Raw genomic sequence first — 15,674 nt, forward strand, 5'->3', positions numbered from 1 at the left:
CCTGTCGGCGCGCCCGCGAGGCGAGCTGGTGCACCGCAGCGGGTGAGCGGCCGACGACCTCGACGATCTCAGGCACGGGGACGCCGGCGGAAGAACATCGCTCAGGACGACGAGCAGCGCCATTCGTCCAGCGTGACCGGGTCGGCCGGGTCGTGGAAGCGGGCCTGACCAGCGGTGCGGGCAGCCAGGTGCCAACGTACCGCTCCCGGGCGCGCACGCTCGCCGCCCAGGGCGTCCAGCGCAGTCCTGATGACGGTGGCCGTGACCACGCTCAGCCAGGCGGCAGCCCGGCGTCGGGGCGCCCGCCCGGCTTGAACGGCGCGTCCAGATCCGCCCGGCCCGCGGCAAAGGCACGGTCTGACCTGGTCCTATGTCAGGTCGGTGTTGGTACCGTGATGTCGTGGAATTTGGCATATATGACCTAATTCCGAAACAACCGCACCCGGACCCGCGTGTAGCGGGCCGGGTCGACCCGGCCGGGGTGTGATGCCATGCCCCGTCACCGCACCGCGCCTTCCAATGGCTCCGGAGAGCTGCTGCAGACGCTCGAGGACCTCACCGGCCGGATCCTGGAGGGGATCGAACTCCAGCAGGCCCGTGTCGAACTCGCCGCCGCGTTGCAGCGCCAGGTCCTCTCCGCCCGACTACCGGTCCTGGCCGGCCTGCAGGTGGCGGGACGGTACGCACCCGCGCGGGCCGGGCTGGACATCGGGGGCGACTGGTACGACGGCTTCCTCATGCCGGACGGATCCGTGGGGTTCGCGATCGGAGACGTCCAGGGGCACGACGTCGAGGCCGCGGCTTTCATGGGGCAGGTGCGCACCTGTCTGCGCGCCGTCGCGGTCGCCACCACGGACCCGGCGGAGGTGCTCCAGCGCACCAACGATCTGCTCGTCGCCATGGACTCCGAGCTGTTCGTGACCTGCACGTTCCTGCGCTTCGACCCCGTCACGAACGAGCTCGCCGACGCCCGCGCCGGGCACGTACCCGCCGTCTGGGTCACGGCCGACGGCCGCTGCGACATCGTCCTGACCGACGGCGGTCTGCCGCTGGGCATCTACGCCGGCGAGAGCTACCCGTCGACCCGCCGGGTGCTGACCGACGTGGGGGCGTTCGTCCTGCTCACCGACGGCGTGGTGGAAGGCCCCGGCTACCCCATCGAGGAAGGGCTCGCACAGGTGGCGAACCTGGCCGTCGACGCCTGCCGGACCGACCCGGGCGAGCTGGCCGCTCGGGTGATCAAGGTGGCGGAGCTCACCGGCCACACCGACGACGCCGCGGCTCTCGTCATCCGTTACGGAGGGCTCCAGCAGCGGCAGGACGAAGGGTGAGCGGCGGTGTCGTGTGCGGCTGAGCGACGTCGGCTGTACGCCGCCGACGGCCTGCGGCTGGCTGCCGTCGTGGTCACCTACTACGTCGCCGCCAAGATCGGACTGGAGCAGCAACTGGTGCGAGGGCAGGTCACGCCTTTCTGGCCGCCCACCGGAATCGCTCTCGTCGCCCTGATGTTCTGGGGACCGCGCATGTGGCCGGGCATCGCTCTCGGGGCATTCCTGGTGAACGTGATGCTCGGGCCGGGGATCGTCCCCGTGCTCGCCATCACGGTCGGCAACACGCTCGCTCCCGTCTGCGCCTACCTCCTCCTGCGGCGGGCAGGATTCCGTCTCACTCTCGACCGGCTGCAGGACGCCCTGGCGCTGGTCTTCCTCGGCGCGCTGGGCGGCATGCTGATCAGCGCGACGATCGGCGCCGGCGTCCTACTGGCCTCTGACGCGGTGTCGACCCGTGACTTCTGGCCGACCTGGTCGGTGTGGTGGACGGGCGACGCGATGGGTGTCTTGATCATCGCGCCGCTCCTGCTGGCCGCGCGCACCGTCCGATGGCCGCGCGGCGTCCCCGTCCTGCGCTGGGCCGAGGCGGTGGCCCTGCTGGGCGGCACGGCGGCGGTCACCGCGCTGGCCACCGACACCTCGCTCCAACTTCTCTTCCTCGTCGTCCCGTTCCTGATCTGGGCGGCGTTCCGCTTCCAGCTGGTCGGCGCAGCGCCCTGCGCGCTGATCGCCTCCGTGATCGCCGTCTACGCGGGGGCCGTCGGGTCGGGCCCGTTCTCGGGCCGGGATCTGCTCGCCATGATGATCATCCTGCAGGCCTTCAACGGCACTGTGGCCCTGACGGCCCTGCTGCTCTCGGCGGTCGTCACCGAACGGAACCACACCCTCGAAGAGATCGAGAAGGTCTGCGGCCACCTGAAGGGGGCGCTGTCCCGGCTCGCGCTGGAAGAGAAGCGCGACGGGACGCCTGGCGCATGGGCGCCCACCCGTCCGAAGGAACCCGATCACCGAGGGCGGCGCCGCGCTTGATGCCGGGCGACCTTTGTGCACCCAGCGCCCCTCGGGCCAGCGCCAGGGACCCGGGCCCGGGGACGACGCCGCCATGGGTGGTGAACGAGCACGGCATCGTCGTGTTCCGGAACGGGCCGCACAGCGGCGGCTGGGGCACGCCGCCGAGGAGGTCACGCGACGGCCGGCCGCGAATCTGGCGGCGACGGCTCCCCTACCCCGACTCGTGGTCACTCTCACCGCCGCATTCGAGACTCCCCGGCGGGGAAAACTTGGGCCAAGACCAGGCGGGTTCGTCGTCACTCCGGCTGCGGCCCTGTGCCTTCTCTCCGCACGGGTGCGCGCCGACAGCGGTTGCGCTCAGGCGGGCCGGCGACGTACGGGGTGCCGGGTGGCGGCGGCCTGGCTTGTCACGGGAGGGCGGCGGACAGGCGGGAGTGGAGGGTGGGCATCCGGTCGGGGGTGGTGGCGAAGGTCGCGGGGAGGTTCTGCTCGGAGAGGATCTCAAGGAGGATCGCGAGCTGGTGCGGGCTCTCGTCCGCCAGGAGTTCGTCGGCGTGCGACACGGTGAGGGTGGGGCGGTCGAGATCGCGCAGGCAGTCCAGGAAGGCGTCCCAGTTGTGCCCGAAGTAGGCCGCGAATCCCAGGGCCCGCGCCGCCTCGCGGAAGAAGGCGGCGCGGGTTCGGCAGGCGTGCCCGTCGACGACTGCCGGCACCGGGTCGCTGGTCACCGTCAACCAGGGCGGCAGCGAGGTCATCGGGCGGGCCTGTCCTAGGAGATCCGGTAGAAGTTCGAGTAGTGGTCCGGGGTGAAGTAGACCGTGCCGGTGCTGCTGTGGACGATCCGGTACGCGTCCCTTGAGGAGCCCTCCGTCCGCGAGTAGACGTCGTACTCGTGGTAGGTGGCGCCGGCGGGCAGCTGGCCGTCGTAGTTGTGGTAGACGCCGCCAGTGTAGTTGGACAGGCCGTCCGGCCAGGAGTACCAGCCCGCGCTGGACGGCCATCCCTTTCCGCCCCACACCGAGGCCGCGTAGCGGCCGTCGGAGCAGCGGGAGATCGTGCAGGAGTCGTAGACCGTAGCGCTTGCCGGGACGTCGACCGCGACGCCCGTCGCGCACGTCGCGGCGACCAGGGTGACGGCGGCCCGTGTTGGCCAGGACGGTCGGGAGCGCTTTCCGAGCACAGGTGCCTCCTACGACGAGTACCTCCCGGAGAAGTTCCCCCTCATCGGGCCGGCCACGTCGGGATCGGGAGCGAACAGCCGTCATGATGACCACGCAGATCGGCATGATCCAGCACAAAAGCCCACAAAAATGCGTCACCGATCCGCGAAAGGTGACGGCCCCGGGTGGTCGCGCGCCTGGGGCAGTCCTGCCGGGTCGCCGGCGATGCACTGCTCGACCGGCTGAGGACTTCGGACAGCCGCGACGCACCGTCGAACGCACGGCGACCGGGTGCTCGTCGCCGCCGCTGTCAGAGATCACCGGTGCTGTCAGAGATCACCGGCGGATCGGTGATCGTGCACGATCCGGCCGGTCGACCAAGGCGTCATCGCCTCGGTCAAATCTGGCGCCGATCGGCACGGCGATGCGATGGCCACGTCCCCTGAATACAAGGTTCAAGACTGTTGCATCACCGCCCCGCCCGACGCCGGTGACCAGGCCGAAAATGCCAGTTTTGAATCAGTCGGTTGAACGAGCACCGCTCTGTGTCTTAAGCGATGTCCTGTCCGGCGGAAGAAAGCGCGGCTACTGCCGTTCCCTTAACACACAGGTGTCAGGCAAACCTGGACTTCGCCAAACTGGTCAGCGCTTTTATAACTTTTCTGCTGGGGCGACACCCGCCTTCGGTCGGCCGGCGCTGTCGGCGCGCTCCCGACACCGGAGTTCGTCCGGGACGGTCGCGGGCGGCGCGGTCGGGGGCGATGGTCGCCTTCCTCCCGCGCCGACCGGCGGGGCCCGGGCTCAGGGGCCGACGTGGTTCCGCGGACGGGACGCGAGGTGCTCCCCGACCCGTCCGACCAGAAGGGTCATCTCGTAGCTGATCTGGGCCGGGTCGGCGCTGGCGTCGGAGAGCACGGTCAGCGAGGCGCCCTCGCCCGCCGCGGTGACGAACAGGAACGCGTTGAGCATCTCGATGATCGTCTGATGGACCTCGCCCGCGCCGAACTGGGCCCGCGCGCCCTGCGCGAGGCTCTGCACGCCGGCGGCCAGGGCGGACAGGTGCTCGGCGTCCTCCTGGCTCAGGCCGGCGGACGCCCCCATGAGGATCCCGTCCGCGGACTGCACCACCGCCTTGTTCACCTGGGGCACGCGTTCGACGAGCCCGTCGATCAGCCAATCCAGCCGGTTGGTCGAATCGCCTCGCAGCTGCGTCACGTGGCTTCTCCTCTTCCGAAAAATTAGGCGGGTTCGGGGACGGCCGAATGTTGCCACATGTTGCCATCGGCGGACCATCAAGGTGACCGGAATTCCAGACGCATGATCAAACTTGCGGCCCGGTGAAGCCGAGTTCGGCCATCCGGTGCCCACCGAGCCTGAGAGAGACACCATGAACGACCACGTCAATCATGACCGCGTTGACCTCGGCCGTTTCGCCCGGTGAGGAGCCCACGCCGCCGGCGTTCGATCCGGTTCTCCCTTGTCGGCCTGATCATCGTTCCGATGGTCTCCCTGATCACGCTGTGGGGCTTCGCGGCGCAGAGCACCGCGTCCAAGGCCATCAACCAGCGCAACCTCGACACCACCAACGAGATCTACGGCGGCGCCGCGCAGCCGACGCTGGTCGCCCTGGCCCAGGAGCGGCAGGAGTCGGTGATCTGGCTGAGCCGTAACAACCGGCTGCCGCGCACGTCAATGGACACCGTCCGCAGGAAGATGGACGGCACGATCGTCCAAATGAACAAAGCTGTTAACTCTGACAAATTCCAGGCCACGCTGACCCGCGCGATGAAGCAGCGGCTGTCGGTGCTGCTGGAGAGGCTCAATGGCATCGGCGAACTGCGAAGCCAGGTCGACTCCCGCACCCTGACGAGGCTGGAGGCGTTCGACGCGTACAACGAAGTCCTCGAAGCCCACTTCCAATACGTCAACGTGCTGGTGGCCGGTGACGGGCTCCAGCAGTCCGCCCACACCGCCGCCATGTCGCGCGGCATCGAGTTGCGCGGACGGGAGATCGCGCTGGTGGGCGGTGTGCTCTCCGACGGGGGCCGGATGTCCTTCGGCGAGCACACGGCGATCAGCAGGCTGGTGTACGAGCGGCGATTCCTGGAGGGTTCGAACCTCGCCGAGCTCCACCCGGCCATCGCCGCTCCCTTCAAGCAGGCGCTGGCGTCCCCCGCCGAGAGGAACTTCACCACGACCGAGGACAAGATCCTCGCGACCCGTCCCGGCGCGAGGCTGCGGATCGCTCCGACCGAATGGAAGGCCGTCGCGGGCGCCTCGATCGTGGAGATCGACGGCGCGCTCGGCAAGTCCCGGGCGGTGAACGCCGCCCAGGCGAAGGAGGACTCCGACGAGACCCTGCTGCGCCTCGCCCTCATCGGCGCCCTCGGCCTCGTCGCGATCACCCTGACGGCGCTCCTCATGTTCCGCTTCAGCCGCCGCATCAGCCGCGACCTGCTCGGTCTCCAGGGCGCCGCGCGCACCATGGCCGAGGAGCGGCTGCCCGACGTGGTGCGCCGCCTGAGCCGCGGGTACGAGGTCGACGTGGCGACGGAGGCCGCGCCGCTGGAGGTCGGCCGGACGGCCGAGGTCTACAACGTGTCGGCCGCGTTCTCGTCCGTGCAGCGCACCGCCGTCGAGGCCGCGGTCCGCCAGGCCGAGCTGCGCGCGGCGGTCAACCAGGTTTTCCAGAACCTCGCCCGGCGCAACCAGTCGCTGCTGCACCGGCAGCTGGCCATGCTGGACACGCTGGAGCGCAAGGCGTCCGACCCGGACGCCCTCGCCGACCTGTTCGCCATCGACCACCTCACCACCCGCATGCGGCGGCACGCCGAGGGCCTGATCATCCTGTCCGGAGCCGCGCCCGGCCGCGGCTGGCGGCACCCGGTCGGCGTCCTGGACGTGCTGCGCGGCGCCATCGGCGAGATCGAGGAGTACGCCCGCGTCGAGGTGGTCAGCACGGCGGAGGAGGGCATCGTCGGCTCGGCCGTCGCCGACCTGATCCACCTGCTGGCCGAGCTGATCGAGAACGCGACCGTCATGTCGCCGCCGAACACGCCGGTCGAGGTCGACGCCGGGCTGGTGGGCCAGGGCTTCGTGGTCGAGATCCAGGACCGCGGCCTCGGGATGAACCCGGACAAGCTGGCGGCCATCAACGAGCAGCTCCGCCGCGAGCCGGAGTTCGACCTGACCCACGGCGACCAGCTCGGGCTGTTCGTCGTCGGGACGCTCGCGCACCGGCACGGGATCAAGGTGGCGCTGGAGCCGAACTCCTACGGCGGCATCAAGACCGTCGTGCTGCTGCCGCACTCGCTGGTCGTCCCGGCGGACCAGGTCGGCCGCGCGAGCAGCAGGAGCACCGGCACCGAACGGGCGGACGCCCCGGACCTGCCCGCTGCGGACGGGGCCTTCGACCCGGCGCACACCGGGCCTCTGGACATCATCGGCCACGAGACGCAGGAGAACGCGATGGACCCCGTCGGACGGCACCGCGCCGCCGGCACCGAGCCGGAAGGCGGGCACGACCCGCTGAACATGCCGCCGCCGGCCCCGGCCGAGCCGAGCACTCCGTTCGAGCCGCAGCCGACCCAGCCGCCCCAGCCGGCGCCCCCGGCCGCGGGCACCCACGCGGGGATGCCGCGCCGCGTGCGCCGCGCGAACCTGGCGCCGCAGCTGCGCGACGCCGCACCGCCCGCCCGGGAGGAGAAGCGGCCGTCCGGACGGGGCGCCCGCTCGCCGGAGCGCGCCAGTTCGGTCATGGCCTCGATGCAGAGCGGGTGGCGGCGCGGGCGCAGCGAACCGCCGCCGGCCCGGCCCACCGGACGCGACGAGGAGGGCGAACGTTGACGGAACCATCGATCTCGACCGCTGAGGTGCGCCGGCGCCTGGACGGCCTCGGCGGCCGGGCGGAGCTGGTGGTCGGCGCGGTCCTGCTGTCCAGGGACGGGCTGGTCGCGGCCTGCTCCTCCGGTTTCGCCCGGGAGGACTCCGAGCATCTGGCCGCGCTGGTGTCGGGCGTGCAGGGGCTCGCCCGCGGCGCGTGCCGGCGGTTCGACGGCGGCGAGCTGCTGCAGAGCGTCATCGAGATGGACACGATGCTGGTGTTCATGGTGCCGGCGGGCGAGCACGCGTGCCTCGCCCTGCTGGCGGACGCCAACGCGGACGCGGGCGCGGTCGTGCTGCGGATGGTCGAGCTGGCCGAGGAGCTGGCCGAGCGGCCGCCGTTCATTCCTCGGCTGGCGGGATCGGGCACCAGGTGAGACCGGGTTGACCGATGAGCGATGACCGATGGCTCGACGGCGAAGCGGGTCCCGTCGTCCGTCCCTACACCGTCACGCGGGGCCGGACCCGGCTCCGCGACGACGGCCTCGACCTGATCTCCGTGCTGGAGGCGACCGGTGTGCCGATCCCCCGGCGGGTGCGGCTCGATCCCGAGCACCGCAGGCTGCTGGCGATCTGCCGGCGGCCGATCACCTTCGCCGACCTGGCGTCCGAGATCGACCTGCCCGTCGGCGTCGTGCGGGTGCTGGTCGACGACCTACGGGACGAGAACGCGCTCAGGGTGCTGAAACCGACTCCCACCGGCGACGTCCCGGACGAGCTCGTACTAAGGAAACTGCTGAATGGACTACGCGCACTCTGACACCGCCGTCCACCATCCGGGCGCCGGCGGAGGCGGCGGTCAGCTGACCGCCGCCAAGATCCTCATCGCGGGCGGATTCGGGGTCGGCAAGACGACCATGGTGGGCTCGATCAGCGAGATCCGCCCGCTGCGCACCGAGGAGCTCCTCACCGACCGGAGCGTCGGCGTCGACGACACCACGGGCGTGGACGGCAAGGTCAGCACCACCGTGGCCATGGACTTCGGCCGGATCACGTTCCCGGACGACCTGGTGCTGTACCTGTTCGGGACGCCGGGCCAGGAGCGGTTCTGGTTCATGTGGGACGAGCTGGCGCTCGGCGCCGTCGGCGCGGTGGTGCTCGCCGACGTGCGCCGCCTCGCCGACTGCTTCGGGACCGTCGACTACTTCGAGGACCGCCGCACCCCGTTCATGGTCGCGGTGAACTGCTTCGACGGCGCCGAGCGCAAGCGTCCCGAGGACGTGCGGATCGCCTTGGACCTGGACGATGACGTCCCGCTGGTGATGTGCGACGTGCGCAGCCGGAATTCGGCCAAGCAAGTGCTGATAACCATGGTCGAGTACGTTCTCGCCAAGACCACGTCCGGGCGCTGAATTTCTCGGCCTTTTGAAATAACCCGGTCCCTGGATGATCAAGAGGGCCATTATAGTAGCTTTCGCATGCCCCCATTCCCGCACCCAAAAGGGACCACATGTCGAAGACTCTGCCTTCTTTTCCCGCCGCGGACGAAAAGGTGCTCGACACCTGCATCCGGCTGCGCGAGATCGCCCCCGTGGTCGAAGTGGAGTTTCCCGGAGGCGTCGCCGGCTACCTGGCGCTGACCCACGACGCCGTGCAGGAGATCCTCGCCGGAGACAACCGGACCTTCCTGCGGGAGCCCGCGAACTGGCCCGCCCTCCACGACGGGACGATCCCCGAGGACTGGCCGCTGCGCGCCGTCGTCCAGGGAGGCCATCTGTCCACCAAGGACGGCGACGACCACAGGCGGCTGCGCGGCCTGATCGGGAAGGCGTTCACCCCCGCGCGGATCAAGACGATGGAGCCGCGCGTCCAGCAGATCGTGGACGACCTGGTCGACAACGTGATCGCCGTCGGCGACGGCGTCGACCTGGTCCCCGCCTTCACCGAGGCGCTGCCGATGTGGGTGATCTGCGAGCTGTTCGGCGTGCCCGTCCAGGACCGGCCGCAGATGCGCCGGTGGACCGCCGCTCTGCTCGCGCACACGACATCGCCGGAGGAGGCCTTCGCGACGCAGAACGCTCTCCAGACGTATCTGCATCAATTGGTGGAGCGCAAACGGGAGACCCCGGGCGACGACCTCACGTCCGGCCTGGTGCAGGCGCATGACGAAGGGGACCGGCTCACCACCGACGAACTCGTCGGCGTGCTGTGGCTGATGCTCGTCGCCGGCCACGAGACGACCGTCCACCTGCTCGGCCACGCCATTCTGGCGCTGGCCCAGCATCCCGACCAGCTGGCGCTGGCCAAGGCCGAGGACCGGTGGGGCGACGTGGTCGAGGAGACCCTGCGCTACCGCCACTCGGTGATGATGACCAGCTGGCGCTTCACCGCGGAGGACGTGACCATCGCCGGAGTCGACATCCCCAAGGGGCAGGCGGTCGGCGTCGTCTACCAGGCGAGCGGCCTCGACCCGGCCGAGCACGGCGAGACCGCGGACCGGTTCGACATCACCCGAGAACAGAACACGCGCCTCAGCTTCGGCCACGGCCCCCGCTACTGCATCGGCGCGTCACTGGCCCGCCTGGAGGGACGGCTGGCGCTCTCCACGCTGTACCGGCGAGTGCCCGGCCTCGCCCTCGCCGTCGACCCGGACGACATCCCCTACTCCCCGTCCTTCTTCACCATCGGCCCGCTCTCCATCCCGGCCACCCTCGGCCTCTGACGCACCGCCCCCGGCCCGGCGGCCCACCGCCGGGCCGGCCCACCCGCCGGGCCGGCCCACACCGAGCCACCCGCCGCAGCGTGCCGCGTCCGGCACGCGTCGGCAGCCTTTCGGCGCGGCGGAACAATGCCCCGCTCACTCCAGCCGTCCAGAATGGTCGCAGCGGCGCGTGCTCTTGCGACGCCGGGGTCCTGTGCCCAGGTGTTCCGCGTCACCGCGAGGCCTGCGCACAGTGCGGGATCAAGTTGGCCGGTGGGGCAGCCGGATCGATCCACAGTGAAGCAAGGTCGGGTCCCTGGTGCGCGCCCGTCGAGAAGGACAGCACACACGGAAATCACACGTCGGGGCGTTCGTTCAACTCGGCGATCTGGTGCTCGGGTGGCGTTGCTTCTGCGTTCGAGGTGTTGGCGATCCTGTCCAGGAGGCGACGCCAGATGCCGAACGCGATCTCCTCCTTGTCGCGGAGCAGGCCCATCCGGTTGCAGTGGAGGTGCAGCAAGCTCCCGGCGAGGGCCACGCGGTCCGTTCCGAGTTCGGCCGTGCGGTGCGTGATCCCGGCCGCGGCGGGCCGCCAGATCTCCACGGCTTCGCCGAGCACGGGGCTGCCGGGACCGCCGCCGGTGAGGTCCGCCCAGAGCGCGCGTCCCGCCGCACGGTATTCCGCGCCACCGATGTGGCCGGGGGCGGCCGACCTGGCGAGGCGGCGGCGGTCTTCGAGCGAGGGGAGCAGCAGCCGGCCCATGTGCTCCAGGCTGAGCGCGGTCATCGCCACACGATCTTCGGGCGGGGCCTGGCGCAGGTGCCCGAGCAGCAGCGTGGCGGCGGTGCTGTCCCGCTGAAACCAGCGTTCGGCGTGTCCGATCAGCTCGGTGCCGCCGTAGCGCTCGATCTCGCGGTTGTATGCGGCGAACGTGAACTCGATGATGCGGCCGCTGGTGGTGAGTGTGCGCGCCCATCGCGCGGTCTCGCCGAGGATCTTCTCGCGGAGCGCTTCGTCCGGAACGTGGAACCGGACGCGGAGGTGGGGCGCGGGGTCGCGATAGCGGATGAAGAACGGTTCCGCGACGCCGTACCGGGCGGTCAGCCGCTCGGCGAACGCGGCCAGGTCGCCTGTCACCAGGGCGTCGTGCGCGTCCGGTTCGGTGTAGAGCTTGATGTACAGCCAGTCGCTCCCGACCGGCTTGACGCGCTCGGTGAACGGCGCACGCCGCGTCCCGGATCTCCGCGGCGCTGTCCGCCCGGCGGAACCGGGATCGACACGCACGAGCGGGACCACGACCTCCGAGACGTACCGCTCCCCGGAGGCACCGGCGAGGAAGCCCTCGTCCGGTTCGGGCAGCGCCTCCTCCAGCAGCACGTCACCGCCCTGGGCCCGTGCCCGCGCCATCGCGGCGCGCAGTTCGGCCAGGGACGGCGCGCTCGTGAGGTCGAGCAGGATGGAGTTGTCGGACTGGATCAGGTGGACGCGGCGCGGCACCATCCACGTCTCCCTCCAGGTCCGCACGGCGTCGGCGAAGGGGCCCAGCGGATCCGTGTGCCGCCACCCCGCGTCCCGGGCGATGGAGTCCTCCCGCAGCCTCCAGCGTGCTCGCCGCAGGACGAGGCCGGCCCGTTCGATCCGCGGCAGGAACGGGGTGGCTTCGGCGAGGCGCTCCCACTCGAACGGCGAGACCCGCCGCGCCTGGGCGGTGGAGACCTCGACGAGGAAACGGCAGACGTTCGGTGCCTTTCCCAGGTTCAGCATCGAGCGCTGGGTCACGTGCAGGCGCCGGCCCAGCCGCGGGCTGAAGAGGTAGAGCCGTCCGCCGTCCACGCCGGCGACGACGTCCGCGAGCTCGACCCGCCGGCCGGCGGGCCGGTCGGTCGCCACGTTGACCGGTAGTTCCCACGCGTGCAGCAGCGGCCGTATCGACACGTTCGCGGCGCGGGCGTCCGAGGGAAGGTAGGTCAGCTCGACGGTCAGCGCGTCACCGATGAGCTCCTCCTCGGCGGCGGCCAGGTCCCGCAGCGCGGACCGGACGTCCGGCGCGAGCAGGTCGTGGAACCGTCCGAAGGTCCGGCCGCCGAGGGTGACGCCGATCCCGGTGACGGCGCCGCGCCACCCTTCGCCACCGGTGCCGGGGGGCGTGAGCTGCAGGTGGACGTCGATCGAGGGCCACCGGGGCCGGTCGTCGCCGGTCGTGTGCGCGGCCTCGGCGAACTCGGCGAGGAGGTGGTCGTCGAGGGAGACCTCGATGCTGCGCCGGGCCAGTGCGGTGGACACCAGCCGCACGAGCAGCGCCTCGCGTTCGGTCCAGGCCGGCGGATCGGCCTCCTCGCCCGGCAGCGGGTACGACCGCTTCGGGCACAGGTAGCCCGCCGGGGGCCCGAGACCGGACTCCTCGGAAAGAAGCTCCAGGACGGGTACCTCGGCGCCGAGCCCGTAACGCTCGACGAAGGCGCCGGCGTACTCCCGCAGTGCCGGCGGATACTGATCGGATCCCACGACGGACAGCACCCGGGCCGCGTCCTCCGCCAGGCGCGCCACCTCCGCGGGAAGGACGGGGGGCGTCGCGAAGGCCAGCGCGGAGTCGATCTGCAGTACCTGACCCTGGTAGTCCCCTGCGGCGGCCCTGGCCCGTGACTCGATGCGGGCGCGCAGGCCGCCGTGCACGTCGCGGTTCCGGTTGAACACCCGGATCGCGGTGTCGACGTCGTCGAGGGCCTGCGCCGTCACCGGGTCCACGACGGCCGGCAGCAGGGAGCGGAGCGGGGCGCCCGCGCCACCGGCCAGCATCCCGGGGCGTTCGGCGGTGACGAGGAAGTCGAGTTCGAGAAGCTCCCGGAGAAGGCCGTCGATCTTCTCCGCCGCGACACCGGGGTAGGCGGCGACCAGGTGAGCGCGTATGTCGCCGAGGGTCTTCGGTGACGTCGCGTGTTCGAGGACCGCGAGGACGGGTCCGTTCAAGCGGACACTGACCGCGCGGTTCTCTTTCGTCCCGTAACCGTCGGCGGACTGAAGCCACACCCTGCCGCGTCCCGTGCAGAGCAGATCGTTGTGGCGTACCAACAGCTCAGGGGCGAAGCCCGCATCCTTGGCGAGGCGTTTCGCCAGGTGCATCACCCAGCCCATGTCGGCTCTGGCCCGCGCCTGGCCGATCGCGGTGTCACCGAGCCGCGCCTGTGCTCCGGCGTCGAGCCGCGGGTGTGCTCGGCCGCCGGGACGGCCGAAGAAGCCGCCGGCGACCCCTGCGACGAGCCCGAACGGGGTGGCGCGAAAGCTCATCCTGTTGAGGTAGCGGCCGAGGCTCAGGACGGCCCGGCGCCGGTCCCTGGGGGAAAGGTCATCGAGGCGGTCGACGGCGTCGGCGAGGTCGGAGGTCGCGGACCGGATCGCGGACGACACGCCGCGCACGCTCCACAGCTTCAGGAGGGCCTGGGCATGGCCGTCCCGCCAGGCGTCCCCGGCGTCGTCCGCCCCGGCCGGGAACGATTCCAGGATGTCCAGCATCGGGCGGACAGGGAGCGCGGGTGCCCTGAGCAGGAAGAACCCGCTCGCCTTGTAGGGGCCGGTGTGCTTCATGCCGCGCTCGTGGCCGTCGGTGTCAGGAACAGCACCTCGTCCCATCGGGAGGCTCCGGGTGAGACCGTGCCGAGCAGGGCGAGCAGCACCCCTGCCGCGCCTTCGAGCAGCCCGGTGGTGTGCGACGGTCTGTCCGGCTCGGGCATGTCGGCGAACACGAAGGGATGCTCGTCCGACGCCATGGCGCACAACCGCGAGCGGGTGTCGTCCCGCATCTCCTTGAGGACGGGGTCGCCGGTCTGCGCGTAGGCCCGCGTGTAGACGGCGAGCAGCCCTGCCACACCGTGGCAGAGGGTGGGGGCGAACGTCCGGCGCTCCGATTCCGGGGCGTCCCGCACACGGGTGAGCGCCGCGACCGCGAGCGATGTGTCTCCGCTGATGGTGGCGGCCGACAGCAGCGCGGCCGCCACGCCGGGGGCGCCGTAGCACCACGCCGTACGTGCCGGGGCGTCGTCCCCGGTACGGACGGGCAGCCGGGATTCGGGGGCGGCCCGCAGGGCGCCGGGCCATGTCGGGCCGGCGCCGTCGTCCCACCGCCATTCCGCCAGCAGGTCCACGAGTTCGGCGACCCGTTCCTCCGCCTGCCGCCGCCTGATGCCCGCGCGGGCCGCCAGCGTCAGTGCGGCCAGCATTCCCGGCAGGCCATGGGAGAAGCCCAGGTTGTACATCCCGTGGGGAAACTGGTCATGGAACCAGGGCGCCGCCTTGGGGTACAGCCGGGGCGGGCAGAACCACTTCGGCGCACCGTCCGCGTCGACGGCCGTGACCTCAAGGAGGTAGGCGGCGAGGCCGTCGGCGGCTTCTCGCAGCCCGCTGCCGGAGGCCACCCCCACGGTCTCCGCGGCCTTCAGCACGGCGGCGAGCCGCCCTGCCGCACCATTGATCACGTCGTACTCGCCCAGGGCGACACCGCCGCGCTCCGGCGGACCCGGTGTCCGCTCGACCAGCCGGCCGGTCACCGATCGGAGCGACCTTCCATAGCGCGGATCGCGGCGCGCGAACTCGGCCAGCACCCAGACGAAGCCCGCCGTGCCGGTGAACAGGCCCGCCGAGACCAGGGGGTCCCGCGCGGTGGCCTCGACGGCGCGGCGGAGAACGGCTTGACCGGCTCTGAGATATCGCTCGTCATCCAGGACCTCGCTCGCGTGGAGAAGGGCGAGCGCAATTCCGAGATCTCCGCTTCCCAGATTCTCCCACCCATCGGCCGCGGGGGCGGCGGTCAATCGGTCGGCCACGTGGCGAGCGACCTCGGTGACCTCTTGACCGGTCAATTGCCTGCCCTGCACACCCACGATCGACCTGCCGTTTCTCGGTGCCCGTCCGGCGGAGCTCCGGGCCCTTGCCGGGCGAACCATTTTCGTACTGCGCCCGAGTCGGGCGGCCGGCTGAAATCGGTCCGGTGCTCCGACCGGACGGCCATCCGCCGAGGGCGCGGCGCCGGAACGTCCGACGCGGTCGCCGCGGGTCACCCGTGCCAGGCGCCGCGCCCAGGGCTGATCAGATGCCTTCTAGGCAGGTCGGCGTGGACTGGCAGGGGGCGGTGAAGCATGGACAGGAGTCAGTGCAGTCGAGGATTTCGGCGGACGTCGACAGCTCCGAGACCCGGACGTCGAGGTCGAACTCGTCCTGCGCGTCGACGCCTGCCTGGTCGGTGAGCGAGATCGTCATTGGTTCTCCGATCACTGTGGGAGCGAAGTCGGCACCGGTTCTCCGGCGCCGCCCTCAACAGGCCGCCGGCGATCGCGTTGAACGCGCAATGCACTCCGGCGATATTCCCCGGAGAGACGCTGGAACAACCCTTTCCAGATTGGAATGGTCCGGCCACGAACCCTTATCACCACATCACCGAGCGTACCAATACAACGGAATCTATCTAAGATCATCTAGAGGGTCAACAGCACGGGAATCACCCGGACCCGCGACCCCGGGCCACAACGCGACGACCTTGTGGAACGCACCAAATCATTCGCCATGCCCGTGGCGCGCCAGACGCGCGTTGCGACCGCCCGACGACGCACTCGCCGAACCAAGTACGGGCTGCGGGGCAAGCACCGCGCGCAGGCCAC

General features: G+C 70.9%; 13 protein-coding genes. 7 read left to right on the top strand and 6 right to left on the bottom strand.

Annotation, left to right across the window (positions count from 1 at the left end; translation table 11 throughout):
• Positions 1-491: 491 nt before the first annotated feature.
• Both BM339_RS17875 and BM339_RS17880 read left to right on the top strand, forming a co-directional pair.
• Positions 492-1,331 carry a PP2C family protein-serine/threonine phosphatase gene (locus BM339_RS17875; RefSeq protein WP_075021566.1) on the top strand — a complete coding sequence of 280 codons (840 nt, stop codon included), beginning with the start codon at positions 492-494 and terminating at the stop codon, positions 1,329-1,331.
• A gap of 6 nt (positions 1,332-1,337) precedes the next feature.
• Positions 1,338-2,360, top strand: coding sequence for an MASE1 domain-containing protein (locus tag BM339_RS17880; RefSeq protein ID WP_083597707.1), 1,023 nt, complete (start codon positions 1,338-1,340; stop codon positions 2,358-2,360).
• A gap of 389 nt (positions 2,361-2,749) precedes the next feature.
• Here the strand turns inward: BM339_RS17880 and BM339_RS17885 are convergent, their stop codons facing one another.
• The 3 genes from BM339_RS17885 to BM339_RS17895 all read right to left on the bottom strand — a co-directional run bounded on the left by BM339_RS17885 (position 2,750) and on the right by BM339_RS17895 (position 4,717).
• Complete coding sequence (locus BM339_RS17885) at positions 2,750-3,097, bottom strand: barstar family protein (protein WP_075021567.1); 348 nt, start codon at positions 3,095-3,097, stop codon at positions 2,750-2,752.
• Positions 3,098-3,111: 14 nt separating this feature from the next.
• Positions 3,112-3,522: a ribonuclease domain-containing protein gene (locus tag BM339_RS17890; RefSeq protein ID WP_075021568.1), complete on the bottom strand. Its 411-nt coding sequence runs from the start codon at positions 3,520-3,522 to the stop codon at positions 3,112-3,114.
• A 781-nt stretch (positions 3,523-4,303) separates the two neighbouring features.
• Positions 4,304-4,717, bottom strand: a complete 414-nt coding sequence (locus BM339_RS17895; RefSeq protein WP_021591446.1) for a roadblock/LC7 domain-containing protein — start codon at positions 4,715-4,717, stop codon at positions 4,304-4,306.
• A gap of 285 nt (positions 4,718-5,002) precedes the next feature.
• Here BM339_RS17895 and BM339_RS17900 point away from each other — a divergent pair, with 285 nt between their 5' ends.
• From BM339_RS17900 to BM339_RS17920, 5 genes are all read left to right on the top strand, one after another.
• Positions 5,003-7,348, top strand: a complete 2,346-nt coding sequence (locus BM339_RS17900; protein ID WP_075021569.1) for a sensor histidine kinase — start codon at positions 5,003-5,005, stop codon at positions 7,346-7,348.
• On the top strand, positions 7,345-7,761 hold the full coding sequence (locus tag BM339_RS48750) for a roadblock/LC7 domain-containing protein (protein ID WP_024934533.1): 417 nt from the start codon (positions 7,345-7,347) through the stop codon (positions 7,759-7,761). The genes BM339_RS17900 and BM339_RS48750 overlap by 4 nt, the downstream gene beginning before the upstream one ends.
• Before the next feature lie 14 nt (positions 7,762-7,775).
• On the top strand, positions 7,776-8,144 hold the full coding sequence (locus tag BM339_RS17910) for a DUF742 domain-containing protein (RefSeq protein ID WP_075021570.1): 369 nt from the start codon (positions 7,776-7,778) through the stop codon (positions 8,142-8,144).
• The gene (locus BM339_RS17915; protein ID WP_083597708.1) at positions 8,125-8,736 is read left to right on the top strand and encodes a GTP-binding protein; all 612 of its coding nucleotides are present in this window, start codon (positions 8,125-8,127) and stop codon (positions 8,734-8,736) included. Before BM339_RS17910 ends, BM339_RS17915 begins: the two co-directional genes overlap by 20 nt.
• A gap of 98 nt (positions 8,737-8,834) precedes the next feature.
• Positions 8,835-10,046, top strand: a complete 1,212-nt coding sequence (locus tag BM339_RS17920; protein WP_083597709.1) for a cytochrome P450 family protein — start codon at positions 8,835-8,837, stop codon at positions 10,044-10,046.
• Between the two features lie 334 nt (positions 10,047-10,380).
• Here BM339_RS17920 and BM339_RS17925 read toward each other — a convergent pair whose 3' ends face one another.
• From BM339_RS17925 to BM339_RS49925, 3 genes are all read right to left on the bottom strand, one after another.
• On the bottom strand, positions 10,381-13,653 hold the full coding sequence (locus BM339_RS17925; protein WP_083597710.1) for a lantibiotic dehydratase: 3,273 nt from the start codon (positions 13,651-13,653) through the stop codon (positions 10,381-10,383).
• Positions 13,605-14,843, bottom strand: a complete 1,239-nt coding sequence (locus BM339_RS17930; RefSeq protein ID WP_177287719.1) for a lanthionine synthetase C family protein — start codon at positions 14,841-14,843, stop codon at positions 13,605-13,607. Before BM339_RS17930 ends, BM339_RS17925 begins: the two co-directional genes overlap by 49 nt.
• A gap of 262 nt (positions 14,844-15,105) precedes the next feature.
• Positions 15,106-15,276, bottom strand: coding sequence for a hypothetical protein (locus BM339_RS49925; RefSeq protein WP_021592823.1), 171 nt, complete (start codon positions 15,274-15,276; stop codon positions 15,106-15,108).
• Positions 15,277-15,674 lie beyond the last annotated feature (398 nt).

It is taken from the genome of Actinomadura madurae (assembly GCF_900115095.1).
In the GTDB taxonomy this organism is placed as follows: domain Bacteria; phylum Actinomycetota; class Actinomycetes; order Streptosporangiales; family Streptosporangiaceae; genus Spirillospora; species Spirillospora madurae.